Below are 24,030 nucleotides of genomic sequence, written 5' to 3' on the forward strand. Positions count from 1 at the left end.
GAAAACCCAACCTGTGGATGGCTGACATCTCTGTAACCACTAGATGTTGGGGGAGACGCTATGCCGGAGCGGACGCCGACGCAAGTTCAGTGACGTGCCGACGCGCCGTATTTTGCACCTCACCACCAGGGGTGAACGCCTGATCACCGGGCGCGTCGGGGAACCGGACCGCGGCGGGCGCGTGAACCGGACAGGGACGCCGCCCGGCGCCCAGCCGGGCACGACGCGTCAGGCCTGCGAGGCGGTGGTGAACAAGACGACACTCGCCAGCAGGGCCATGACGAAGAAGAGGCTGAGCAGCACCACCCGGCCACGCCGGGTCAGCCGCAGGGACGGTTCGGCGTGTCGCGCGCCACCGGTCACCATGACTGATCCCCTTTCGGACACCCGTTCGATAGAACGCCCGTACGACGGTCTATCAGAACGGCAGTACGAAAATCCAGTTCCGCCGAACGACACGCCGAGAGAACGTCGTACAGATGTTTGAATATGTCGCACCCGCCCATTACGGTTTGCTGTCAAGAGGGGTCAGCCGGACAAACGCCATCCCCACGGCACCGTCCGGCTCCGCGACGCACCACGTGCCGACAGGCACTGGCCGACAGGGAGGGCGGACGTGTCGACCGACGACCGCACGAGCCGAGAGCAGCAACCGACCGGGAAGCCTGAGACCGGCAGCGCCGCGACCGCCATGCGGCGCCGCACGCCGAGCCGGGCCCGCTCCGCCGACGCCCCGCAGCTGCGGTCGGTGACGCCGGTCGGCCACCTGACCGAGCCGGTCGCCCGCGACCTGACCGTCCGCCAGCGGCGGATCCTCGAGTTCATCCGCGAGTGGGGCGAGAAGTACGGCTACCCGCCCAGCGTCCGCGAGATCGGCGAGGCCGTCGGCCTGGTGTCGCCGTCCAGCGTGGCTTACCAGTTGAAGGCCCTGGAGACCAAGGGCTACCTGCGGCGCGACCCGAACCGGCCACGCGCCGTGGACGTCCGCTCCCCCGGTGAGCTCGGCGACGACGACGCGTTGCGGGCCGCCCGCCCGCAGCCGGCCTACGTCCCGCTGGTCGGCCGGATCGCCGCCGGCGGCCCGATCCTCGCCGAGCAGGCGGTCGAGGACTTCTTCCCGCTGCCGCGCGAGCTGGTCGGCGAGGGCGAGGTCTTCATGCTCGAGGTCAAGGGCGACTCGATGATCGACGCGGCGATCTGCAACGGCGACTGGGTCGTCGTCCGCCAGCAGCCCACCGCCGAGGCCGGCGACATCGTCGCCGCGATGATCGACGGCGAGGCCACGGTCAAGAGCTACCGCCAGCGCGACGGCCACGTCTGGCTGATGCCGGCGAACCCGGCCTTCGACCCGATCCCCGGCGACGACGCCACGATCATGGGGCGGGTGGTCGCGGTTCTCCGCCGGGTCTGACCTTCCCGGTACGCCCCGGACCGCCCGCCGAGCCGGTGCGCCCCGCCCGCGGGGGTCCGCGACGGGGCCGCCGCCCCGGGCCGCAACGCGCCCGCGGGCGGCGGCCGCCGGCCCGAGCCCCGAACCGATGGCGCCGCCGGCCACTCCCGGCGCCGCCGGCCACTCCCGGGGGTGCTGGTCACTCCCGGCGGTGCTGGTCACCTCGCCCGGTTGAACCGCCCTCACCACCAGCCAGGCAGCCGCAGCTGGCTCTCGGCGTCGTCAGCCGGCGCGCCCAACCGCCATGAGCACCAGCCCACCAGCCCCAGCTGGTTCTTGAAGTGGCCACCCAGCGTCCATGACCACCCTCAACACCAACCGGACAGCCCCAGCCAGCACTGACGGTGGCCACCCCGGTACGCAAGAGCACCCGCACCACACCAGCCGGCCCTCACGGCAGCTATCCGGCACGCAAAAAGCACCCCACCACCAGCCCCCAGCTGGCGGTCGCGGTGGCTCTGCGGCGTGGTCGAGCACCCTCGACGCCGGCCGAGGGGTGAGCCGGCTCGGCGCTGACAGGTGTGCGCGACGCGACAGGGCCGGCACCCCGCGATGCGGGATGCCGGCCCTGTCGGTCGACTCAGCGGTGCTCGGGCCCGGCGTCGTCGCGGCCCTGCGTCGGGCGGCCGCCGCCGTACACACCGGGCTTGCGCGGCGGCTGGCCGCCACCACCCTGCGGCGGACGCGGGTGGCTCCCGCCGCCCTTCTGGCCGCCGTAGACGCCGCCACCACCGGCCGCGCCGGCCCGGCCGGGCTGCGGCTGGGGGCCGCGAGCCGGCGGCTGCGCGGCGCGCGGACCCTGCGGGCCACGCGGGTGCTGCTGGGCGCCTCGCGGAGGTTGCGACTGGGCGCCCCGGAGCGGCTGCTGCTGTGGACGCTGCTGCGGGTTGCGAGCCGGCGGCTGCTGCTGGGGACCACGCGCGGGCGACTGCGGACCACCCGACGACGGCGGCTGCGCACCACGCACGGGCGACTGCGCACCACCCGACGACGGCGGCTGCGCACCACGCACGGGCGACTGCGGACCGCGGGGTGGCTGTTGCTGGGAGGCACGGGCCGGCGGCTGCTGCGGACCGCGGGGCGGCTGCTGCTGGGGACCGCGAGCCGGCGGCTGCGGACCGCGCGGGGGCTGCGGGCCCCGGGCCGTCGGCTGCGGGCCGCGCGGGGGCTGCTGCTGGGCCCCGTGGGGCGGCTGCTGCGGGCCACGCGGGGGCTGCTGTCCGCCGGAGCGGGCGTACTGCGGGCCGCCGCCGTACACCGGCGGCCGCTGCGGGGCGCCGCCACCGGACGACGGGCCGGACTTGGCGCCGTACACCGGGCCGTTTCCGCCGGCGTAAGCGGCGCCGGAACGCTGCGGCGGACTGCTCCCCACGCCGATCAGCTCGGTCTCCGGGTCGGCCTTGTCGATGGCGCCGCTCGGCGCGTCGTCGACGTCCAGCCCGGCCGGGTTCGCCTTGCGGAACCGGACGATGCCGAAGACACCCGCCGCGACCAGAACCAGGCCGAGCGCGCCGATGCCGCCGACCAGGTACGTGATGTCGTCGATGGTGAGGCTCGACAGGAACGACGAGTTGGCCGTGCCGCCGGACTGCTTCTTGGAGATCGCGGCGACCGTGGTGGCCGGTTCGTACTTGCGGATCCAGTTCGCGGTGGTGTGGTCGCCGTTCATGTCGGAGACCGTGTAGAAAGTCTTGTCGTCGGCGCTGTACGAGATGGCCTCACCGAACGGCTCGTTCGGCAGGCCGGTGGTGCGCGGCTTGGACTTCAACGCGCCGACCACGTCGCCGTTCTTGACGTCCCACTCGTGCGCGTCGGTGTAGGTGCGCAGCACCACCCTCGACCCGTCGTGCGAGACCGACCCGCCGGTGATCACCCGGTTGAAGACCCGGGCGAAGGAGTTGCCCTCGGTCTCGGTGGCCTGCACCGACACCTCGCCCACCTTGGTCAGCGGGACGCCGGACCTGCTGTTGGCCTTCAGCGGCTGGGACGGCTTGTAGAGGTACGCCGTGCCCAGCTCCTTGGTCACGATGTACGGCGTGCCGTCCGGGCCCATCAGCAGCGCCTCGGCGTCGTGCTGGTCGCCGTCCGGGTAGGTCAGCCGGTGGATCACCGGTGACTTCTTGCCGCTGGCCGACATGCTCCACAGCGCCACCGAGGGACGCGGGTCCTCCTTCTTGAAGACCGCGTTGTCACCGGTGTCGGCGATCCAGATCGTGCCGTCCTTGGGGGAGACGACCATGTCCTCCGGGTCGCGCGGGGTGCCGTCGAAGGACACCCCCTCGCCCTTGAGGTTGCATGCGGTGTCGAGGAAGAAGATCTTCCTCCGCTGCGAGTCCGTGCTGTCGTTGATGACGATGAAGCCGTTCTTCGTCACCACCAGGCCGGAGATCTCGTCGAGCAGAGGGCTCTTGATCTTGCATATCTTCTCACCAGGCGTCGCCTTGGCGCTGACCGTCGCCGTCGGGGTCGGGTCAGCGGCGAACGCGCCGGTGCCACCGACCGACACCAGGCCCACACCTAGCACGATCGAGAACACGAGACGCCGCATCCGCACAGTGTCGCATGCGGCGTCCCCCATCGGTATGACGCGTGGATCAACCCTGGTCAAAGGTCACCAGGTGTCTGTTTTCGCATCAGTACACATGCAACTCTCAGCAGCGGAACGGCTCCAGGTCGGCCGCGAGCTGCTCGCCGACCCGGACCTGCAGCTCCGTGCCCTCGTCCAGATGACGTGACTGGAGCACCTGACCGGTCCGGTGCACCCGGGCGACCAGGTCCCCCCGGTCGTACGGCAGGACGACCCGCAGATCCACCGCCGGCCGCGGGAGCCGCCGCGCGATGGCCGCGTGCAGCTCCTCGATGCCCGACCCGCTGCGGGCCGACACGAAGACGGCATCCGGCCAGGCCCGTTTGAGCCGCAGCACGGTCTCCTCGTCGGCCGTGTCCATCTTGTTGACCACGAGCAGCTCGGGAATCCGGTCCGCGCCGACCTCCCCGAGCACCTCGCGCACCGCGCTGACCTGACCCTCCGGGTCCGGGTGGGCGCCGTCGACGACGTGCACCACCAGGTCCGCGTCGGCCACCTCCTCCAGGGTCGAGCGGAACGCCTCGACGATCTGGTGCGGCAGGTGCCGGACGAACCCGACGGTGTCGGAGAGCGTGTAGACCCGGCCGTCCTCCGCGGCGGTGCGCCGGGTGGTCGGGTCCAGGGTGGCGAAGAGCGCGTCCTCGACCAGCACGCCGGCCTGGGTGAGCCGGTTGAGCAGGCTGGACTTGCCGGCGTTGGTGTACCCGGCGATCGCCACCGCCGGTGTGCCGCTGGCCTGGCGGCGGGAGCGCTTGGTCTCCCGGACCGTACGCATGGCCTTGATCTCGCGCCGCAGGCGTGCGATGCGCTGGTTGATCCGGCGCCGGTCGGTCTCCAGCTTGGTCTCACCGGGACCGCGCAGGCCCACGCCGCCACCGGCGCCGCCGCCCCGGCCGGAGCCACCGCTCTGCCGGGAGAGCGTCTCACCCCAACCGCGCAGACGCGGCAGAAGATACTGCAACTGGGCCAGCTCGACCTGTGCCTTACCCTCTTTGCTCTTCGCGTGCTGGGCGAAGATGTCCAGGATCAGGGCGGTCCGGTCGACCACCTTCACCTTGGTCTGCTGCTCCAGGTTGCGCAGCTGCGACGGGGACAGCTCGCCGTCGCAGATGACCGTGTCGGCGCCCGTCATGACGACCACGTCACGCAGCTCGTCGACCTTGCCGCGGCCGATGAAGGTGGCCGCGTCGGGCTGCTTGCGCCGCTGGATCAGGCCCTCGAGCACCTGGGATCCGGCGGTCTCGGCGAGCGCGGCGAGCTCGGTCAGCGAGTTCTCCGCGTCCTCGACACTGCCCTCGGTCCAGACACCGACCAGCACGACGCGTTCCAGTCGCAGCTGGCGGTACTCGACCTCGGTGATGTCGGTCAGCTCGGTGGAGAGACCGGCCACCCGCCTGAGCGAGTGCCGCTCCTCCAGCTCCAGCTCACCGGTGGTCAGGTCCGGCTCGTCAAGGACGGGTGCCTGGTACGTGTTTCGCAAAAGTGACCTCCTCCGCCCGATCGTGGCATGCCACGCGGGCGACCGCATCCACATAACCGTGGCTGACTCATGGGTAACCACCGCAAAGCAAGCGAACATTCCGGCCGAGCGACAATTTGACGGCTCACCCCACCAACGTCGGAGGGACAACCGTGGTGACCACCCGCCTGCCGAGCGCAGGATTCTCGATCACGATCCGCATCGCCGTTACCGCGGACGCCTCGTCCATCGGCCGGCTCACCACCTGCGTGGGTGAGGCCGGGGCGATCGTGACGGCGCTGGACGTGGTGGACTCCGACCCCACCCGGGTGCTGGTCGACCTGACCTGTGACACCGCCGACTCGGCGCACGCCGACCAGGTCGTCAAGCAGCTAGAGGAGCAGGACGGCGTGGACGTGCGGAAGGTGTCCGACCGGACCTTCCTGCTGCATCTGGGCGGCAAGATCGAGGTCTCCTCGAAGGTCGCGCTGCGCAACCGGGACGAGCTGTCCCGGGCGTACACGCCGGGCGTGGCCCGGGTCTGCATGGCCATCGCGGAGAACCCCGCGGACGCCCGCCGGCTGACCATCAAGCGCAACACCGTGGCCGTGGTCAGCGACGGCTCGGCGGTGCTCGGCCTGGGCAACATCGGCCCGGCCGCGGCGATGCCGGTGATGGAGGGCAAGGCGGCGCTGTTCAAGCGGTTCGGCGGGGTGGACGCCTGGCCGGTGGTGCTGGACACCCAGGACACCGACGAGATCGTCCGGATCGTCAAGGCGATCGCCCCGGCCTACGGCGGGATCAACCTGGAGGACATCGCCGCGCCGCGGTGCTTCGAGATCGAGGCCCGGCTGCGCGAGCAGCTGGACATCCCGGTCTTCCACGACGACCAGCACGGCACCGCGATCTGCGTGCTGGCCGCGCTCACCAACGCGCTGCGGGTGGTGGGCAAGCGGATGGAGGACGTCAAGGTGGTGGTCTCCGGCGCCGGCGCGGCCGGCACCGCGATCATGAAGCTGCTGATGCGCCAGGGCGTGGCCGACATCATCGCGTACGACCGGAACGGCGCCCTGCACCGCGGCATGACCGGGCTGAACCCGTCGATGGCGTGGCTGGCCCAGCACACCAACAAGGCGAACTACTCCGGTGACCTGCCCGGCGCGATCGTCGGCGCGGACGTATTCATTGGCGTCTCCGCCCCGAACCTGCTGACCGGTGACGACATCGCCCGGATGGCGGAGAAGGCGATCGTGTTCGCGATGGCCAACCCGGATCCGGAGGTCGACCCGCGGGAGGCGCGCAAGCACGCCGCGGTCGTCGCCACCGGCCGCTCCGACCAGCCCAACCAGATCAACAACGTACTGGCCTTCCCCGGCGTCTTCCGCGGCATGCTGGACGTCAGCGCCGAGGAGTTCACCGAGGAGATGGCGCTCGCGGCGGCCCGGGCGATCGCCGACGTGGTGGGCGAGGACAAGCTCAACCCCACGGTGATCATCCCGAGCGTGTTCGACCCGCGGGTCACGCCCGCGGTGGCGGCCGCGATCCGGGCGGTGGTGCGCGGCGTGCCGGCTCCGAGCAACCCGGCGGCGACCCCGGAGTCCGAGCTCGACCAGGCTCCCGAGGGCATCTTCTGACGGCTTCCGGGGTACGGCCTGGGCCGTGCCCCGGACGCCCGCGCTCAGGCCGCGGCCCAGCCGGTCAGCTCGCCGACGTAATCGGTGATCAACCCGGCCACCCCGGCGGCCACCAGCTCGCGCCAGCGGCCCTTGTCGTTGGCGGTCCACGGCATCACGCCGACCCCGGCCCCGGCCAGCTCGGCCATCGTCTGCGCCCCGGCGAGCACGTCGGCCACCGACGGGTTGCAGTACGCCACCCCGAGCTCCCGGCACAGCTCCACGGTCTCCGCGTCGAACCGGAACAGCAGCAGGCCGCGACGCACCTCCGGGGCCACCTGGCGGGCCTTGCGCACCACGTCGGCGTCGAAGCTCTGCACCACCGTGCGGTCGCAGAGGTCGTACTCGGCGAGCGTGGCGAGAACCGTCTTCACCTCGTCCAGGGTGGCCGGCGGTTTGATCTCCAGCAGCAGCTCGGCGCCGGTGGGCCGGAGCGCCTCCAGCGCCTCGGCGAGGGTGGGCACCCGCAGGCCGGCGTGCCCGGGACCGAACCACGAACCGGCGTCCAGCCGGGCGATCTCGTCGGCGCGCAGGTCCCAGACCCGGCCGGAGCCGGACGTGGTGCGGTTCACCGTGCGGTCGTGGATCACGACCGGCACGCCGTCGGCGGTGACCCGCACGTCGAACTCGATGAAGGTGGCGCCGGCCCGGGCGGCGGCGACCAGGGCGGGCAGGGTGTTCTCCGGGGCGACCGCGGAGTACCCGCGGTGGGCGACACGGTGCAGCATCAGGCCAGCGCCGCCACGTCGACCCGGCCGGAGCCGACCAGCACCGCCGGGCCGGCCAGCCACCAGGCGCCGTGCTCGTCGCAGGTGATCACGAGCCGGCCGCCGAGCACGTCGACCGCGGCCGAGCCGGCGCTCAGACCGGCCTCGCGCAGCGCGACCGCGCCGACGGCGAGCGCGCCGGTGCCGCACGACATGGTCTCGCCGGAGCCCCGCTCGTGCACCCGCATCCGCACGTGCCGGTCGACGCCGGGCAGGTCGCCCGCGGGCTCGACGAACTCCACGTTCACCCCGGCGCCGAACAGCGCCCGGTCGACCAGCGGAGCGGTGCTCAGGTCCAGGCCGGCCAGCCGGACGCCGTCGTGCAGGCCGCAGACCAGGTGCGGGTTGCCGCAGTCGACGGCGACGCCGGGGACGGTCAGGGCGCCGACGGTCGCGGTGCTCGCGGCGTACACCCGGGGGGTGCTCATGCGTACCCGGATGGTGTCGGCCTCGACCACGGCGACCATGACGCCGGCGCGGGTCGCCACCGGCAGGCCCGCCGGGCCGGCCGTGGCCAGGTCGTTCGCCACCAGGTAGCGGGCGAAGACCCGGACGCCGTTGCCGCACATCTCGGCGATCGAGCCGTCGCTGTTCCAGTAGTCCATGAACCACTCGGCCTCGCCGGCCTGCCCGGCGCCCTCCGGGTGTTTCGCGGCGCGCACCACCCGCAGCACGCCGTCGCCGCCGATCCCGCGCCGCCGGTCGCAGAGCGCGGCGACCAGCGCCGGCGTCAGCTCCAGCTCGCCGTCGGGGTCGGGAAGGATGACGAAGTCGTTGGCGGTGCCGTGGCCCTTGGTGAAAAACACGCGGTCCATCATCGCGCAAGCCGCAGCGCGTCGGCCACGAGTGTCGGCGCCGCGCCGTCCAGCCAGGTGATCCGCGGGTCGCGGCGGAACCAGGAGCGCTGCCGGCGCACGAACCGGCGGGTGCCGCGGACCGTGTCCGCCCGCGCCGCGTCCTCGGTCATCGTGCCGTCCAGCTGGGCGAGCGCCTGCTGGTAGCCGAGCGCCCGGGAGGCGGTGCGCCCGTGCCGGATCCCCGCCGCGTCCAGCGTGCGCACCTCGTCGAGCAGCCCGTGGCGCCACATCTGCTCGACCCGCACGGCGATCCGCTCGTCCAGCTCGGCGGCGTCCCGGTCCACCCCGATCTGCACCGCGTCGTAGTACGGCTTCGGGTCCGGCAGCGCGGCGGTGAACGGCTGCCCGGTCAGCTCGATCACCTCCAGGGCGCGGACGATCCGGCGGCCGTTGGAGGGCAGGATCCGCTCCGCGGCGGCCGGGTCGCGCTCGCGCAGCCGGGCGAACAGCGGGGCCGGACCGGTCTCGGCCAGCTCCGCCTCCAGACGGGCCCGGACCGCCGGGTCGGTGCCGGGGAACTCGAACTCCTCCAGGACCGCCCGGACGTACAGCCCGGAGCCGCCGACCAGCAGCGGCACCCGGCCGCGGGCGTGGATGTCGTCGATCGCCGCGCGGGCCAGCGCCTGGTACTCCGCGACCGCCGCGGTGACCGTGACGTCCCAGATGTCGAGCAGGTGGTGCGGCACGCCGGCGCGCTCGGCCGGGGTGAGTTTCGCGGTGCCGATGTCCATCCCGCGGTACAGCTGCATCGAGTCGGCATTGACCACTTCGCCCCCCAGCTCGTGGGCGAGTGCGATGCTCAACGCGGACTTTCCCGCCGCCGTCGGCCCGACGACGGTGAGCACCCGAGGACCCGGACTCAACGACACGGAGCAACCGTAGGACAAGGTTGTGTCACGGTCGTCGGCGGGAGCTTTCCCCTAACCGGGTTGGACCTGTGACAATGCGCGAGAAAGAATGCCCCTGAGAGGGATGGCGTTCCACTGCGCTGTGGCGGTGGCCGGGGGTCGGATTGGCTCTTCGGCGCCGGGAGAACGAGGATGAGCTCATGAACGACTGGACGGCCTTCGGGCGCGTGGATGCCGACGGCACCGTGTACGTGAAGACCGCCGAGGGCGACCGGGTGGTCGGCTCGTGGCAGGCCGGCACTCCCGAGGAGGGCCTGGCCCACTTCGCCCGGCGATTCGAGGACCTGGTGACCGAGGTCGACCTCGTCGAGGCTCGCCTCAAGTCGGGCGCGGCCGACGCGGCGCACTCGCAGAGCAGCGTGAAGCGGCTGCGCACGACGCTGGACGAGGCGCACGTGGTCGGCGACATCGACGGCCTGGCCGCCCGGCTGGACCGGCTCGCCGCGCTCGCCGAGGAGAAGGCGGGCGAGGCCAAGGCCGCCCGCGAGGTGGCCCGGACCGAGGCGCTGGCCCGCAAGACCGCCCTGGTCGAGGAGGCCGAGACGATCGCCGCCGAGGCCACCGGCTGGAAATCGGCCGGCGACCGGCTCAAGGAGATTCTCGACGAGTGGAAGACGATCCGCGGCGTCGACAAGAAGACCGACGGTGAGCTGTGGAAGCGGTTCGCCGCCGCCCGCGACGGCTTCACCCGGCGCCGGGGCGCGCACTTCGCCACCCTGGACGGGCAGCGCAAGCAGGCCCAGGCCGCCAAGGAGGAGCTGGTCAAGGAGGCCGAGGCCCTGGCCGACTCGACCGAGTGGTCCAGCACGGCGAACCGGCTCAAGGACCTGATGGCCGAGTGGAAGGCCGCGCCGCGCGCCGCCAAGGAGGCCGAGCAGCGCCTCTGGGAACGCTTCCGGGCTGCCCAGGACGCGTTCTTCACCCGGCGCAGCGAGGTCTTCTCCGCCCGCGACGCGGAGTACCAGGGCAACCTGGAGCGCAAGCAGGCCATCCTGGCCGAGCTCGAGGCGATCGACGTGGACGCCGACCCGCGCGGGGCGCAGAACCGGTTGCGTGACGCCCAAGCCGCCTGGCACGACGCCGGCCGGGTGCCGCGGGAGGCCGCCGCCGGGCTGGACCGCCGCTGGCGGGCCGCCGAGGAGCGGATCCGGGTCGCGATGGACTCGGCGTGGCGCAAGACCAGCCCGCAGGACAACCCGCTGCTGCGCCAGATGCGCGACCAGGTCGCCGAGGCGGAGCAGCGTCTGGAGCGGGCCAAGGCGGCCGGCGACGCCCGCCGGATCAAGGAGGCCGAGCAGGCGCTCGCCGCCAAGAAGCAGTTCCTGGCGCTGGCCGAACAGGCCGGCTGACCGCTCGTCGGGCGCCGGGGCGGTGGTCCGTGGGGCCGCCGCCTCCGGCGTCGTCCCGGTGCGCCGCCTCCGGGGTGGGTCAGCCGACCGGGACGGCCACCGCGGGCACCGAGAGCCGGCGGGCGCCCTCCGGCCAGATCCGCTGGACGCGCTTGCCGCGGGACACCGCGTAGGCCACCGTCTCGGCGGTGCCGCCGCGGACTCCGGCCGGGCTGCCGTCCCACACGGCGATCAGCAGGTCGCTGCGGTCGACCACCTCCCGGCTGGCCGCTTCGTACGACAACTCGGGCCGGCCGGGCACGGTGAGCCGGGTGACGTCGGTGGCCCGCCGGAGCAGCTCGCGCAGATCCCGGTCCTCCTCCGGGGCGGCGCCGATCTCCGGCACCGGCAGCACCGCCTCGAACGTGCCGCGGCAGGCCCGGACCGCCTCCGCGAAGATCCGGTCGGCCCCGTCGGCCAGACACGTCACGCCGTGCACCGGGCGGTGTCTGCGCAGCTCGGCGACGATCGCGCTGCGGATCAGGCGGCGGGCGGACGGTTCGAGCCCGATGTGGCCCGTCACCCCGATGCGAATCATCGTTCCCCCTTGCCGCTGTCGGCTTCTCACTACCTGATCACGCCGGGAACAATGCCCGGTTTGCTCCAGTGTCCGACAAACGGACGACCTGGAAGCCCGCCTCGCCCAGAATATCCGGAATGTCGTGAATTGCCGATCGGCAGCGCTCTCGGCCCTCCGGCGGCAACTCATCCCATTCGCCGAGGTAGGGGCGATGATGGCGGGCCGGCGGGACCCCGCTCGCCCGGGCCTCGGCGAGGGTCGCCTCCACCCACCGCCGCGACTCCCGCCGTGCCAGTTCCTCGATCTCCCGGTCGGTGAACCGGAAGTCGTCGGCGCCACCGTCGCGCGGCACGATCGCACAGCCGGCCCGGCGCAGCTTCGGACCGATGTCGGCGGCCTGCAGGCGGTTGGCGCGGCGCAGCGACTCGTCCAGATCGGACCAGGCCGCCATCGCCGGCCGCGAGCCCAGCCGGTCCCCGCACGCCAGCCGGGCCACCACGTACCGTTCGTGGATCAGGCGGGCCAGGCGCTCGGACAGGTCCTCGGCGATCAGCGTGGGGTCGCAACCGGCGGCCGCCGGCGAGAACAGTCTCAGCCGACCGTCCAACGGGTCCAGCAGCGGCGGCGCGTGCTCCGGGCTGAACGCGTCGGAGAGCTCGGCCAAGCCGTCCACGGCCACCACCACGTCGCCGACGACCCGGTGCCAGAGGCGGTACTCGGTGAGGGCCAGTTGCAGCCCGAACTTCTCGTCGGCGTAGCAGATGAAGGCCCGGTCGTACCGGGTCGGGGCGCCGGCCGCCTCGGCGAGCAGCTCGGCGACCCCGGCCTCGTACGGAATGATCCGGCAGGCGTCCCGCAGGATGGCGTGCCGCCGGGCGATCCGCTCCAGCACCCGCGTCGCGTCCGGGGCGACGAAGTCCACCTCGACCCGGCGGTCCGGGTCGTCGCGGCGCAGCCGCCAGTGCCGGGCCAGCTCCACCAGCAGCGCCCGGGTCAGTGGCGAGTCACCGGCCAGCAGCACCCGCGGCGCCGTCCCGCCGGGCCGGACCGGCAGCGGCTGCCGGGTCAGCAACACCTGCACGGCGAGCTGGTCGATCTGGAAGAAGTCCAGCCGCTGCGCCGCCGCGTCCGGTGCGCCGAGGCGGCGCGCCTGCAGCGTGAGCGCCCAGTCCGGCTCGTGGATCTGGGCGTAGATGGCCAGGTCCCGGCGGTCGCGGCCGGCCAGGCGCGCGGCGGTGGCGGCGATCGCGAGGTTGACCGCGCTGGAGCCGGTGCAGGCGTAGATCACCGCGGCGTGCCCGGCGGCCGCGCCGCGCAGCACCTCCGCCTCGCGGGCATCGCCCTGCACCCCGAGCAGGCTCCGGGTGCGCAGCTCCAGCGGACCGATCGGCCGCTCGCGCACCAGCACCACCCGGCGTCCGGCCAGGTGCAGCCGCTCGGCCAGGGTGCGGGCGACCGAGGTGTCCCCGCAGACCACCACGTGGCCGCGGGCGCGGCGGGCACGCCAGCGGCGCATCTCGGTGGCCAGCAGCAGGCGGCCCGCCTCGACGACGGCGTAGAGGGTGACCACCGGGGCGGCGAAGCGGGCGATCTGCAGGGCCGGCGGGAACCGCGTGCCGCCCTCGAGCGGGTCGGAGCCCAGCACGAAGAGCTGGATCGTGCCGTAGGCCAGGTTGAGCGGATCCCGGCTGCCCGGGGCGCCCTCGCGGAGGTATTCGTCGAGGCCGACGTAGCCGAGAACCAGGGCCGCCGCGCCGATCAGGGCGAACACCACCCGGGTCAGGGTCACCGCGGGCTGGCGCTGCTCGCCCCGGCCGGACAGCGGGGCGCGGGCGAAGTGGGCCATCGGCACCCTCCGGGTGGACGTCGACGGCCTCAGTGTGGCACGCCGTCGACGCCGCGGCTACGTACCGTCGTCGATACGATCGCCCCGGAGTGTCCGGTCCGGACCCGCGCCGGCACGCCGGCGGTCAGAGCGAACAGGCCTCCGCGGCCGGCGGCAACGGCGCCGGCACGCCGGCGGTCAGAGCGAACAACCCTCCGCGGCCGGCGGCAACGGCGCCGGCACGCCGACCGTCGGCAGGCCGAGCGAGATTCCCTTGAGCTTCGGCGTGGCGCCGGCCTCGAAGGCGTCACCGGCCCGGGTACGGCGGTGGCTCAGCGGCGCGCCGTCCGCGTTCAGGTGATGCGGCGCGGCGTAGGTGATCACGGTCTCGACGATGTCGCCGGGACGCGGGGCCAGGTCACCGGTGGCGAAGTGCACCAGCCGGCCGTCCCGGGCCCGGCCGCTCATCCGGCCGGTGCGCTCGTCCTTGCGGCCCTCGCCGACCGCGACCAGGACCTCGACCTTCTCGCCGACGAGCTTCCTGTTCTCCGCCCAGGTGATGTCCTCCAGCGTGGCGATCAGCCGGTCGTACCGCTCCTGGACGACCTTCTTCGGGACCTGCTCCTCCATGGTGGCGGCGGGGGTGCCCGGTCGCTTGGAGTACTGGAAGGTGAAGGCGCTGGAGAAGCGCGCCCGGCGGACCACCTCGAGGGTCTGCTCGAAGTCCTCGTCGGTCTCGCCCGGGAAGCCGACGATGATGTCGGTGGTGATCGCGGCGTCCGGCATCGCGGCCCGCACCTTTTCGATGATGCCCAGGTACTTCTCCTGGCGGTAGCTGCGGCGCATGGCCTTGAGCACCCGGTCGGAGCCGGACTGCAGCGGCATGTGCAGCGAGTGGCAGACGTTCGGCGTCTCGGCCATCGCGGCGATCACGTCGTCGGTGAAGTCCTTCGGGTGCGGGCTGGTGAAACGGACCCGCTCCAGCCCGTCCACCTCGCCGCAGGCGCGCAGCAACTTGCCGAAGGCGAGCCGGTCGCCGAACTCGACGCCGTAGGAGTTCACGTTCTGTCCGAGCAGGGTCACCTCGAGGACGCCCTCGGCGACCAGCGCGCGGACCTCGGCCAGGATGTCGCCCGGGCGGCGGTCCTTCTCCCGGCCGCGCAGCGACGGGACGATGCAGAAGGTGCAGGTGTTGTTGCAGCCCACCGAGATGGAGACCCAGCCGGCGTAGGTCGACTCGCGCTTGGTGGGCAGGGTCGACGGGAAGACCTCGAGCGACTCGAGGATCTCGACCTGCGCCTCCTCGTTGTGCCGGGCGCGCTCCAGCAGCGCCGGCAGCGAGCCGATGTTGTGGGTGCCGAAGACCACGTCGACCCAGGGGGCCTTGCGGACGATGTCGCCCTTGTCCTTCTGCGCCAGGCAGCCCCCGACCGCGATCTGCATGCCCGGGTTCTTCAGCTTGGTCGGGCGCAGGTGACCGAGGTTGCCGTAGAGGCGGTTGTCGGCGTTCTCCCGGACCGCGCAGGTGTTGAAGACCACGACGTCGGCCGCGTCGGCATCGGTGGCGCGCACGTAGCCGGCGTCCTCCATCAGGCCGGAGATCCGCTCGCTGTCGTGCACGTTCATCTGGCAGCCGTAGGTGCGCACGTCGTACGTGCGGGGGGCGCCCTGAGTCTCGGTAGTCATGGCAATTGACCAGGGTACTGCTTACCCGGCCGGCCGTTCACACGGCAGCTGCGTTCCCGCGGCGTCCGGCTCAGGCGGCGGGGCGCTCCGGGGCCGCGACGGGCCGCCAGCGGGAGCGGTGGCAGCCGGGGTGCGCCGCACAGGCCGGGTCGGCGCCGGTGCACGGCCGGACGTGCCGGCGCTCGGCGCCCTCGGCGGTCTCCCGCTCCTCGACGTGCACCGGGCGCAGCGTGCCGTCCGGGTCGGCGCAGACGTACCGGGACGGGTTGAGGGTGTCGTCGGGGACCAGCACCGCGACGCCCAGCCGGACCGCGACGGCGCTCGCGGCGGTCTCCTCGGCCACGCTGTCCGGCGCCAGGTAGACGTCGATGACTGTCGGGAAGTCACCACCGACGTGATAGACGTCGCAGAGCAGGGCGTCCGGCTGCCCCTCCACGAGCTCGGCCACCGGCCGCTCCAGGGCCCCGGCCAGCGCGTTTCGCACACGCTCCGGCTCGATGCGCTCGGCTGCGGACCAGTTCCAGAGGCCAGCCATACCCACCATGGTGTCCGCCCTGTCCCCTTCCAACCCGCTGCGTTACCGCTCCGTGACCATTCTCGTCACCATCCGATACCGACGGGCCCCTAGGGTGTCTCCATTCGAGTGACCCGACGAGCGGATGGACACGGGGTGGCAGACGAGGCTCTCATCGTCCTAGAGAACGTGAACAAGTGGTTCGGCCCGCTGCACGTGCTGCAGGATGTGGACCTGTCCGTCGCACGCGGCGAGGTCGTCGTCGTGATCGGACCCTCCGGCTCGGGCAAGTCCACGCTGTGCCGGGCGATCAACCGCCTGGAGCCGATCGACTCCGGGACCATCACCTTCGACGGCCGGCCGCTGCCCGCCGAGGGGCGCGCGCTCGCCCGGCTGCGCAGCGAGGTCGGCATGGTCTTCCAGTCGTTCAACCTGTTCGCGCACAAGACCATCCTGCAGAACGTGATGCTCGGCCCGGTGAAGGTCCGCAAGGAGAAGCCCGCGGCGGTACGGGAGCGCGCGATGGCGCTGCTGGACCGGGTGGGCATCGCCAGCCAGGCGGAGAAGTTCCCGGCCCAGCTCTCCGGCGGCCAGCAGCAGCGCGTCGCCATCGCCCGGGCCCTCGCCATGCAGCCCAAGGCGCTGCTCTTCGACGAGCCGACCAGCGCGCTCGACCCGGAGATGGTGGGTGAGGTGCTGGACGTGATGACCTCGCTGGCCCGCGACGGCATGACCATGGTGGTCGTCACCCACGAGATGGGCTTCGCCCGGCACGCGGCGAACCGGGTGGTCTTCATGGCCGACGGCCAGCTGGTCGAGCAGGCCTCGCCGGAGGAGTTCTTCGCCAACCCGAAGAGCGAGCGGGCCCGCGACTTCCTCTCCAAGATCCTTACCCACTGATTCACCCACTGACCGGCCGCCGAGCCTTCCAGCGGTTCGATCGAACAAGGAGAACAGAACCATGCGTTTGCAGCGTTTCGCGGCTGTCGCCACGGCTACCGCCCTGGCCTTCGGCCTGACCGCGTGCGGCAGCAAGGATTCCGACGGGGGTTCCGACGCGGGCGCGGGCAGCAAGTCGTTCGCCGCCGGCAGCACGATGGAGCGGCTGAACAAGGCGCAGTCCATCAAGGTCGGCACCAAGGTCGACCAGCCCGGCTTCGGCCTCAAGGGCCTGTCCGGCAAGCCCGAGGGCTTCGACGTCGAGGTCGCCAAGATCATCGTCAAGGAGCTCGGCATCCCGACCGACAAGATCGAGTTCGTGGAGACGCCGTCCAAGGTCCGCGAGGACGCGATCGTCAACGGCACCGTCGACTTCGTCGTGGCCACGTACACCATCAACGACGAGCGCAAGAAGCGCGTCGCGTTCGCCGGGCCGTACTACGAGGCCGGCCAGAACATCCTGGTGAAGGCGGACGACGCCGGCATCACCGGCCCGGACTCCTTCAAGGACGGCACCAAGAAGGTGTGCTCGGTCACCGGCTCGACCCCGGCCGAGAACATCAAGAAGTCGGTCAAGGACGTCGCCACCCAGGTGGTGCTCTTCGACACCTACGACAAGTGCATCACGGCCCTGGACGGCGGCCAGGTCAACGCGGTGACCACCGACAACGTCATCCTGCTCGGCTACATCGCGAAGAACCAGGGCAAGTACAAGCTGGCCGGTGACAACTTCACCAAGGAGCCGTACGGCATCGGCGTGAAGCTGGAGGACAAGGACTTCCGGACCTTCATCAACGACACCCTGGAGAAGTCGTTCCAGGACGGCAGCTGGAAGAAGGCCTGGGACGACACCGCGGGCAAGTTCGGCGCCGAGCTGGGCGCCGCGCCGGCCATCGACCGGTACTGAGTCCGGACCGCTGACCGTTTCGTCATGGATCGGGAGTTGAGGAGGAAGTCCACCCCGTGAGTGTGATCATCGACAGGTTCGACGTCTTCGCGGGCGGCTTCTGGCTCACGCTCCAGATCTGCGTACTCGCCGCGATCGGCGCCCTCGTCCTGGGCGCCGTCGTGGCGGTGCTCCGCATCTCGCCGGTGCCGCCGCTGCGGGCGGTCGGCACCGCGTACGTCACCGTGTTCCGCAACATGCCGCTGACCGTGGTGATGTTCTTCGCCGCGTTCGCCCTGCCGGCCCTCGGCTCGAACGCGGACTTCCTGCGCATCCCGGTGCTCGACTCGGTGTTCACCCGGCTCGGCACCGACCTGCCGTACTTCCGTTTCGCCCTGATCGCCCTGGTGCTCTACACCGCCGCGTTCGTCTGCGAGGCGCTGCGCTCGGGCGTCAACGCGGTGCCGGCCGGACAGGCCGAGGCGGCCCGGTCGCTCGGCATGACGTTCACCCAGAACCTGTGGCACGTGGTGCTGCCACAGTCCTGGAAAGCCTCCGTGGTGCCGCTCGGGTCGGTGATCATCGCGATGATCAAGAACTCCGCCCTGGTCGGCTTCTTCGGCGTGGTCGGCGACCTCTCGCAGACCGCGGACCAGCTCACCTCGGCGGAGGGCCTCGCGTTCGTGCCCGTCGCCATCGGCGTCTCGATCGGATACCTGATCATGACCGTACCCCTCGGGGCCCTCCTCGACCGGATCGAGCGGCGGCAGGCGGTGGCGGCCCGATGAGCCAGCAGAGCGTCCTCTACGACGTCCCGGGCCCGCGTCAGCGGCGGATCACGCTCATCGCCAGCGTGCTCATCGCGGGCGCGCTGCTGGCCGGCGCGTACTTCTTGATCTACCTGCCCCTGGACGAGAAGGGGCAGTTCTCGATGGATCTCTGGGGTCCGCTGGTCGACCCCGGCAACGAGTACTTCTCCCAGGTCTGGGACCGCCTCGGCGCCGGCGTGAAGAACACCCTGACCGCCGCGGCGCTGGCGATCGTCACCTCACTGATCGTCGGCACCCTGCTGGGGGTGCTGCGGATCCAGCTCAAGGAGCTCAACCGGCGCCGCTTCACCGGCTTCGCCACCCCGGTGGCCTACCTGCTGCGTGGGCTCAGCATGGCGCTGTCCGCGATCACCCGGGTCTGCGTGGAGATCTTCCGCGGCCTCCCGGTCGTCCTCACGATCTTCTTCGTGGCGCGTGGCCTCCCCGAGTTCGGGGTCAGCATGGACACGCTGTGGTACCTGGTGCTCGGCCTGACCATCTACAACTCCGTGGTGATCGGAGAGATCCTGCGCTCCGGTATGGAGGGCCTGCCGCCCGGTCAGCGGGAGGCGGCGGCCTCGATCGGCCTCTCCGCCACCCAGACCACCATGATCGTGCTCCTGCCGCAGGCCTTCCGGATCATGCTCCCGGCGCTGATCAGCCAGCTGGTCGTGGTGCTCAAGGACACGTCCCTCGGCTTCATCATCAGCTACGAGGAGACGCTGAACATCGGCAAGCAGATCATCGGCGTGCTCAGCAACCCGATCCAGGTCTACGTGGTGATCGCGGTGCTGTTCATCGTGGTGAACTACTCGCTGTCGAAGCTGGCGCACTTCGTGCAGCACCGGCTGTCCCGCGGCCGCAAGACCGCCGGCCTGCCGGCCCAGCAGCCGCCGCCGGCCGCGCTCACCGCGCAGAGCGAGGGCGGCGGCGGGGTCAGCTGACGCTCACCGGGCCAGTTCGGTCACCCGGGACTCCCGGACCACGGTGACCCGGATCTGGCCCGGGTAGGTCAGCTCCTCCTCGATCTGCTTCGCCACGTCGCGGGCCAGCACCGCGGCGCCGATGTCGTCGACGTCGTCCGGCCGGACCATCACCCGGATCTCCCGGCCCGCCTGCATCGCGAAGACCTTCTCCACCCCGACCTTGCCGCCGGCGATCTCCTCGATCCGTTCCAGGCGCTTGACGTACGCCTCCAGGCTCTCCCGGCGGGCCCCCGGACGCCCGCCCGAGCAGGCGTCGGACGCCTGCGTCAGCACGGCCTCGATGGTCTGCGGCGGCACCTCGTTGTGATGCGCTTCGATGGCGTGCACGATGTCCTCGTGCTCGCCGTACTTGCGGGCCAGGTCGGCGCCGATCAACGCGTGACTGCCCTCCACCTCGTGGGTCAGCGCCTTGCCGATGTCGTGCAGGAACGCCGCCCGCTTCATGGTCGGCACGTCCAGGCCCAGCTCGGCCGCCATGATCCCGGCGATGTGCGCGGTCTCCACCAGGTGCTTGAGCACGTTCTGGCCGTAACTCGTGCGGTACCGCAGCCGGCCCAGCAGCTTCACCAGCTCCGGGTGCATGCTGGTGATCCCGACGTCGACCAGCGCCTCCTCGGCGGCACGGTCGCACAGCCGCTCCACCTCGTTGCGGGCGCTGTCGAAGACCTCCTCGATCCGGTGCGGATGGATCCGGCCGTCCAGCACCAGCTTCTCCAGGGTCAGACGGCCCACCTCCCGGCGTACCGGGTCGAAACAGGACAGCAGCACCGCTTCCGGGGTGTCGTCGATGATCAGGTTGACCCCGGTGGTCGACTCGAAGGCCCGGATGTTGCGGCCCTCCCGGCCGATGATCCGGCCCTTCATCTCGTCGCTCGGCAGGTGCAGCACGCTGACCACGCTCTCCGCGGTCTGCTCGCTGGCGATCCGCTGGATCGCGTCCACCACGATGTGCCGCGCCCGCGTGTCCGCGGTGCTGCGGGCGTCCGTCTCGATGTCCCGGATCAGGATCGCGGCCTCCCGCTTCGCCTGGCCCTCGATCGACTCGATCAGCTCGGCGCGGGCCGCCTCCGCGGTCAGCCCGGCGATCCGCTCCAGCTCCCGGCGCTTGGTCTCCTCCGCCGCGGCCAGCTCCGCCTCACGCGTGGCCAGCGCGGTCTCCCGCCTCGTCAGCTCGGACTCCAGCGACACCAGCCGGCGCTCCCGCTCGACCAGGCGCTCCACCTCCTCGGCGTGCAGCCGCTCCCGCTCGTCGATCCGGGCCGCGCGGCGCTCCACCTCCGCCGACTGCTCCTTGACCGTGGCGTTGAGCAGGGCGATCTCCCGCTCACCGGAACGCCGGGCGGCGGCGCGCAGCTGCTCGGCGTCGGCCTCGGCCTGCCGGTGGGCGTGCTCCAGGACGGTGTCGGCCTCGCTGTGCGCATTTTCCAGCACCCGGCGGGCCTCGGCCCGTGCGGCGGCGGCCTCGGCTTTGGCGGCGGCGGCCTCGGCGCGTACCGAAGCCGCCTTGGCGTTCGCGTCGGCAACCTTCGCCTGAGCGTCGCCGACCTCCTGCTCCTGCCGATCGTGGGCGTCCTGCCGCTCGATCCGCAGCTGACGCAGCGCCCGGGCGCCGAGCATCAGACCGGCGATCACCGACACGGCGAGCACGACGATCGCCACTACCAGCACCCAGTATTGGGGGGCCATCTCGCCGCGTCTCCCTTCGCCGCCGGCGCGGTGTGCACGCGCGCGGGCTCTCTGCGGGATGCCCGACCAAGGCAGATGACCACAGACGGCACCGGGCCCCGGCTCACACGCTCCGGCCGTACGGCTACCAGCTTCACCTCTCGGCGAGGCCGGATGCCGCGTGTTCCGGCTTCCTGACCGATTCGTCACCGGGAATCGGAACGGCTTCCGCCGCTCCGGTCCGGTTCACCGGTTCTCTCCGGTCCGGGCCGCGGATTCGCCGCCCACCCGGCCCGTCCGGGACGGAAGCCTGCGGACCCCCCGGAGCTTCCGCACCCGACACCGGCCCACCGGCACCCGGCCCGTCCAGGACGGAGACCCGCGAACCCCCCGGAGCTTCCGCACCCGACACCGGCCCACCGGCACCCGGCCCGTCCAGGACGGAGACCCGCGAACCCCCCGGAGCTTCCGCACCCGACAGCGACCCACCGGCACCCGGCCCGTCCAGGACGGAGACCCGCGAACCTCCCGGAGCTTCCGCACCCGACAGCGACCCGCCCGGATCGACGGTCCGCCGGCACCCGCCCCATCCAGCGACGGGGGCCCGCGGATCTGCGGTCCTTCCAGGCCTTCGCGCAGGACACCAACCGCCTCGATCGGCGGCTCGCCGGCATCCGGCCCTTCCGGGACGGAGTCCTGCGGGCCTTCCGGTCCAGCCCTTCGACGCCGGATGCCTGCTGGCTTCCGACCCGTCCGGGTCGGCAGCCGGTCGGCTTCCGGTGCTTCCGGGTCGGGAGCCTGCGAGTCTTCCCGCCGCCCGGAGGCTTTGCCGCTCGGCATCCCAGCCGGGTGGCGCAGCCTCCGAAAGGGCGGCCGGTCAGCGGCACGCTTTCCGCATCGCCGCCCGTGCCAACCCTCTCCCGTCGACCTTCCGCTGCCCCGGGGCCGGCTTGGCCGGTCGGCGCTCGCCGGAGCGAGAGTCGGACCGCTGAGCCGCCGTCCGATGGCGGGCTCCGGAGCTGAAGTCGGCTCGCCATCGGCAACGGAGTGTGACAACGCCTTGAACGACTGCTCGTCTCTCAAGGCTCTGCCGGACCCCGTCGGCGTGCGATCGGCTTCCGCATCCGGGCCGGTTGCTGATGGCTCGGATCAGAGAATGTGGAGTTGTGAGGTCGACCGCTGGTGTGTCTCACCGCCCACCGCGCGGTCAGCAGTGAGTGGACATCTCAACGGACAGGGCCCGCCAAGTGATGCCGTAATGTAATGCGATCTATGTTGTGTGTGTTGCTTGCGATGGTCGAGCAAACCTTGTGTAACGCGAGGCTAGGTCGCAAGTGCCGCTTCGGTCAAGGACTCATGATTCGGCAGCGGATGGGACGTACGGCACAGACGTGCTTACGCCCAGCTCACGATAACGCCCGGATATTTCCGACCTGCCGTACCATCCGGTGCCTCCGCCGCTGGACGGCCCTCTCGGATCGCCCGTCGCGCCGAGCCTCCCAGCCATTATCCCGCGCTCCACCGGCCGGCCACGCACTGCACCGAGCGTGACAATCGACAACTCGACGGGCGCCGAGCCGGAGCTTCCCCTGCGAAGGGGAAGATATCCTCGCGTACGAGGCATATCGCCCCGACCGTCGTAGACCGGCATCAATGCCGCCCGGTGGATCCGGCGCTCCGTGGCGCGCGGCGGCCGCAACAAGGATCTCGCCCGTTGCCCCGAAGATCCCGGCGGGAGCGGTGCAGGGCTTGGTTCCGGCGCCATGCGCTTCATGGGCGTCTGTTACGAAGCGCAACCATGAGTCGTTGGCGCACCACCGCGAACCGGCTCGGGATGAGCTCTGGAATGCGGGCGGCCGAGCAACGTGCCGGTCGCCGGAACCCACCAGTGACCCAACGACCCGCCGGCGCCCGACGGTCCGCGGGCCGGCTGATGATCCACCGGCTGCCTGACAGCCCAACGGTCGGAACCTGAACGAATCCCGCCCGCCGAGGTCTGCAACCGTCCGCCAGTCGCCCGGCAAACCCAGCGCGGGTGATCCCCACGACCCGCCGGTCCCCACGACCCGGCGGTCCCCAAGGACGCGCGGCCCCGGCACCCCCATCGATTCCCGCCGACCCGCGGCCCGGGCACTCCATCGGTTTGCCAGCGACCCGCGGCCCCGGCACGCCATCGGCCCCGGCGACCTCCGGCCCCCATAGGTTCCCAGCGACCCGCAGCCCCGGCACCCCATCGGCCCCGGCGACCCCCGGCCCCCATAGGTTCCCAGCGACCCGCAGCCCCGGCACCCCATCGGTCCCCAAGCGGTGTGCGGCGGAATCGACGAGGTCCGCGTGTGAACCCGCCGGGTCGACGGTCAGGTGAGGGTGTCGTCGGCCTGGTCGGCCAGCGCGTCCGCGTCCACGGCGTCGGCGAACTCGGCGGCCTCCGCGTCGCGGGCGGCCAGCGCGTCCTTCACCGCGCGGATGGCGACACCGGCGGGATAGCCCTTGCGGGCCAGCATGGCGACGAGCCGGCGGAAGACCGCCTCCGGGGTGCCCCGGGCGGTGCGCAGCTTGCGGTCCACCAGGGCCCGTGCGGCCTCCGCCTCCGACTCGTCGTCGACGGCCTCCAGCGCCTCGCTCGCCACCTCGGCGTCGATGCCGCGCTGTCGCAGCTCGTTGGCGAGCGCCCGGCGGGCCAGACCACGACCCTGATGCCGGCTGGAGACCCACGCACGGGCGAATGCCGCGTCGTCGATGATGCCGACCTCGTCATACCGGTCCAGGACCTCCGCGATCACCTCCTCGGAGATCTCCTTGCGCGCCAGCGCCTTGGCCAGCTCGGCGCGGGTCCGCGGGCGCACGGCTAGTTGGCGCAGGCAGATCTCACGCGCCCGCTCGGACTCGCTCTGCTGCGGTGGTGGTGGTCTACGCGTACCGCTGCCGTCATCGGCGTCGCTCCCGGGGAACCGCCGGCGGCCGGGGCGGCCGTCAGGCCGCTCCTGAGGCGAGCCCGGATCCGGGCTCGCCGGACCGATGCCCCCGTCCGCTTCCGGACCGGCGAGGACGGACTCCTCCGGGGCCTCGCTGGACGAGCCGAAGGTCTGCCACAGGCCGTCGTCGGCGTCG

General features: G+C 72.0%; 18 protein-coding genes and 1 pseudogene. 7 read left to right on the plus strand and 12 right to left on the minus strand.

Features of this window, described 5'->3' with window-relative positions:
• Positions 1–228: 228 nt before the first annotated feature.
• Complete coding sequence (locus ACTEI_RS37505) at positions 229–366, minus strand: hypothetical protein (RefSeq protein ID WP_164466189.1); 138 nt, start codon at positions 364–366, stop codon at positions 229–231.
• 250 nt (positions 367–616) lie between these two features.
• Here ACTEI_RS37505 and lexA point away from each other — a divergent pair, with 250 nt between their 5' ends.
• Positions 617–1,411: a transcriptional repressor LexA gene (lexA, locus tag ACTEI_RS30630; protein WP_122980819.1), complete on the plus strand. Its 795-nt coding sequence runs from the start codon at positions 617–619 to the stop codon at positions 1,409–1,411.
• A 619-nt stretch (positions 1,412–2,030) separates the two neighbouring features.
• Here the strand turns inward: lexA and ACTEI_RS37510 are convergent.
• Both ACTEI_RS37510 and hflX read right to left on the minus strand, forming a co-directional pair.
• Positions 2,031–3,998: an NHL repeat-containing protein gene (locus tag ACTEI_RS37510; protein ID WP_187645847.1), complete on the minus strand. Its 1,968-nt coding sequence runs from the start codon at positions 3,996–3,998 to the stop codon at positions 2,031–2,033.
• Positions 3,999–4,101: 103 nt separating this feature from the next.
• Complete coding sequence (gene hflX / locus ACTEI_RS30640) at positions 4,102–5,517, minus strand: GTPase HflX (RefSeq protein ID WP_122980820.1); 1,416 nt, start codon at positions 5,515–5,517, stop codon at positions 4,102–4,104.
• 152 nt (positions 5,518–5,669) lie between these two features.
• Between hflX and ACTEI_RS30645 the strand changes: the two genes are divergently transcribed.
• On the plus strand, positions 5,670–7,130 hold the full coding sequence (locus ACTEI_RS30645; RefSeq protein ID WP_122980821.1) for an NAD-dependent malic enzyme: 1,461 nt from the start codon (positions 5,670–5,672) through the stop codon (positions 7,128–7,130).
• Between the two features lie 44 nt (positions 7,131–7,174).
• On the opposite strand, the gene ACTEI_RS30650 is transcribed toward ACTEI_RS30645, so the two are convergent.
• From ACTEI_RS30650 to miaA, 3 genes are read right to left on the minus strand one after another with little or no spacing between them, the layout of a single operon-like run.
• Complete coding sequence (locus ACTEI_RS30650) at positions 7,175–7,897, minus strand: glycerophosphodiester phosphodiesterase (protein ID WP_122980822.1); 723 nt, start codon at positions 7,895–7,897, stop codon at positions 7,175–7,177.
• A complete protein-coding gene (gene dapF, locus ACTEI_RS30655) occupies positions 7,897–8,742 on the minus strand; it encodes a diaminopimelate epimerase (RefSeq protein ID WP_122982512.1) in 846 nt (281 codons plus the stop codon). Before dapF ends, ACTEI_RS30650 begins: the two co-directional genes overlap by 1 nt.
• Positions 8,743–8,750: 8 nt before the next feature.
• Complete coding sequence (gene miaA, locus ACTEI_RS30660) at positions 8,751–9,656, minus strand: tRNA (adenosine(37)-N6)-dimethylallyltransferase MiaA (RefSeq protein WP_164466314.1); 906 nt, start codon at positions 9,654–9,656, stop codon at positions 8,751–8,753.
• Between the two features lie 185 nt (positions 9,657–9,841).
• Here miaA and ACTEI_RS30665 point away from each other — a divergent pair, with 185 nt between their 5' ends.
• Positions 9,842–11,050, plus strand: coding sequence for a DUF349 domain-containing protein (locus tag ACTEI_RS30665; RefSeq protein ID WP_122980824.1), 1,209 nt, complete (start codon positions 9,842–9,844; stop codon positions 11,048–11,050).
• A gap of 79 nt (positions 11,051–11,129) precedes the next feature.
• On the opposite strand, the gene ACTEI_RS30670 is transcribed toward ACTEI_RS30665, so the two are convergent.
• From ACTEI_RS30670 to ACTEI_RS30685, 4 genes are all read right to left on the minus strand, one after another.
• Positions 11,130–11,627, minus strand: a complete 498-nt coding sequence (locus ACTEI_RS30670) for a hypothetical protein (RefSeq protein WP_122980825.1) — start codon at positions 11,625–11,627, stop codon at positions 11,130–11,132.
• Between the two features lie 37 nt (positions 11,628–11,664).
• A complete protein-coding gene (locus ACTEI_RS30675) occupies positions 11,665–13,455 on the minus strand; it encodes an NAD-binding protein (protein ID WP_122980826.1) in 1,791 nt (596 codons plus the stop codon).
• Positions 13,456–13,632: 177 nt separating this feature from the next.
• Positions 13,633–15,120 carry a tRNA (N6-isopentenyl adenosine(37)-C2)-methylthiotransferase MiaB gene (gene miaB / locus ACTEI_RS30680; RefSeq protein ID WP_122980827.1) on the minus strand — a complete coding sequence of 496 codons (1,488 nt, stop codon included), beginning with the start codon at positions 15,118–15,120 and terminating at the stop codon, positions 13,633–13,635.
• 70 nt (positions 15,121–15,190) lie between these two features.
• Positions 15,191–15,655, minus strand: a complete 465-nt coding sequence (locus ACTEI_RS30685; RefSeq protein ID WP_239082100.1) for a hypothetical protein — start codon at positions 15,653–15,655, stop codon at positions 15,191–15,193.
• 135 nt (positions 15,656–15,790) lie between these two features.
• Here ACTEI_RS30685 and ACTEI_RS30690 point away from each other — a divergent pair, with 135 nt between their 5' ends.
• The 4 genes from ACTEI_RS30690 to ACTEI_RS30705 all read left to right on the plus strand — a co-directional run bounded on the left by ACTEI_RS30690 (position 15,791) and on the right by ACTEI_RS30705 (position 19,212).
• Complete coding sequence (locus ACTEI_RS30690) at positions 15,791–16,534, plus strand: amino acid ABC transporter ATP-binding protein (protein WP_122980829.1); 744 nt, start codon at positions 15,791–15,793, stop codon at positions 16,532–16,534.
• Between the two features lie 61 nt (positions 16,535–16,595).
• The gene (locus ACTEI_RS30695; RefSeq protein ID WP_122980830.1) at positions 16,596–17,480 is read left to right on the plus strand and encodes a glutamate ABC transporter substrate-binding protein; all 885 of its coding nucleotides are present in this window, start codon (positions 16,596–16,598) and stop codon (positions 17,478–17,480) included.
• Between the two features lie 56 nt (positions 17,481–17,536).
• Positions 17,537–18,247: an amino acid ABC transporter permease gene (locus ACTEI_RS30700; protein ID WP_122980831.1), complete on the plus strand. Its 711-nt coding sequence runs from the start codon at positions 17,537–17,539 to the stop codon at positions 18,245–18,247.
• Complete coding sequence (locus ACTEI_RS30705; RefSeq protein ID WP_122980832.1) at positions 18,244–19,212, plus strand: amino acid ABC transporter permease; 969 nt, start codon at positions 18,244–18,246, stop codon at positions 19,210–19,212. The genes ACTEI_RS30700 and ACTEI_RS30705 overlap by 4 nt, the downstream gene beginning before the upstream one ends.
• A 3-nt stretch (positions 19,213–19,215) precedes the next feature.
• Here the strand turns inward: ACTEI_RS30705 and rny are convergent, their stop codons facing one another.
• Positions 19,216–20,940, minus strand: a complete 1,725-nt coding sequence (rny, locus tag ACTEI_RS30710) for a ribonuclease Y (RefSeq protein WP_122980833.1) — start codon at positions 20,938–20,940, stop codon at positions 19,216–19,218.
• A gap of 2,336 nt (positions 20,941–23,276) precedes the next feature.
• Positions 23,277–24,012, minus strand: a pseudogene (locus ACTEI_RS38755) (regulatory protein RecX).
• Between the last annotated feature and the right edge of the window lie 18 nt (positions 24,013–24,030).

The organism is Actinoplanes teichomyceticus ATCC 31121 (genome assembly GCF_003711105.1).
Taxonomy (GTDB): Bacteria; Actinomycetota; Actinomycetes; order Mycobacteriales; family Micromonosporaceae; genus Actinoplanes; species Actinoplanes teichomyceticus.

Bases quoted from the DNA above. Each gene is read 5' to 3' on its own strand.
- ACTEI_RS30685 (WP_239082100.1), bottom strand. From the start codon at position 15,655: ATGGCTGGCCTCTGGAACTGGTCCGCAGCCGAGCGCATCGAGCCGGAG.
- miaB (WP_122980827.1), bottom strand. From the start codon at position 15,120: ATGACTACCGAGACTCAGGGCGCCCCCCGCACGTACGACGTGCGCACC.
- ACTEI_RS30695 (WP_122980830.1), top strand. From the start codon at position 16,596: ATGCGTTTGCAGCGTTTCGCGGCTGTCGCCACGGCTACCGCCCTGGCC.
- ACTEI_RS37505 (WP_164466189.1), bottom strand. From the start codon at position 366: ATGGTGACCGGTGGCGCGCGACACGCCGAACCGTCCCTGCGGCTGACC.
- ACTEI_RS30650 (WP_122980822.1), bottom strand. From the start codon at position 7,897: ATGCTGCACCGTGTCGCCCACCGCGGGTACTCCGCGGTCGCCCCGGAG.
- ACTEI_RS37510 (WP_187645847.1), bottom strand. From the start codon at position 3,998: ATGCGGCGTCTCGTGTTCTCGATCGTGCTAGGTGTGGGCCTGGTGTCG.
- rny (WP_122980833.1), bottom strand. From the start codon at position 20,940: ATGGCCCCCCAATACTGGGTGCTGGTAGTGGCGATCGTCGTGCTCGCC.
- ACTEI_RS30705 (WP_122980832.1), top strand. From the start codon at position 18,244: ATGAGCCAGCAGAGCGTCCTCTACGACGTCCCGGGCCCGCGTCAGCGG.
- ACTEI_RS30675 (WP_122980826.1), bottom strand. From the start codon at position 13,455: ATGGCCCACTTCGCCCGCGCCCCGCTGTCCGGCCGGGGCGAGCAGCGC.
- ACTEI_RS30665 (WP_122980824.1), top strand. From the start codon at position 9,842: ATGAACGACTGGACGGCCTTCGGGCGCGTGGATGCCGACGGCACCGTG.
- ACTEI_RS30670 (WP_122980825.1), bottom strand. From the start codon at position 11,627: ATGATTCGCATCGGGGTGACGGGCCACATCGGGCTCGAACCGTCCGCC.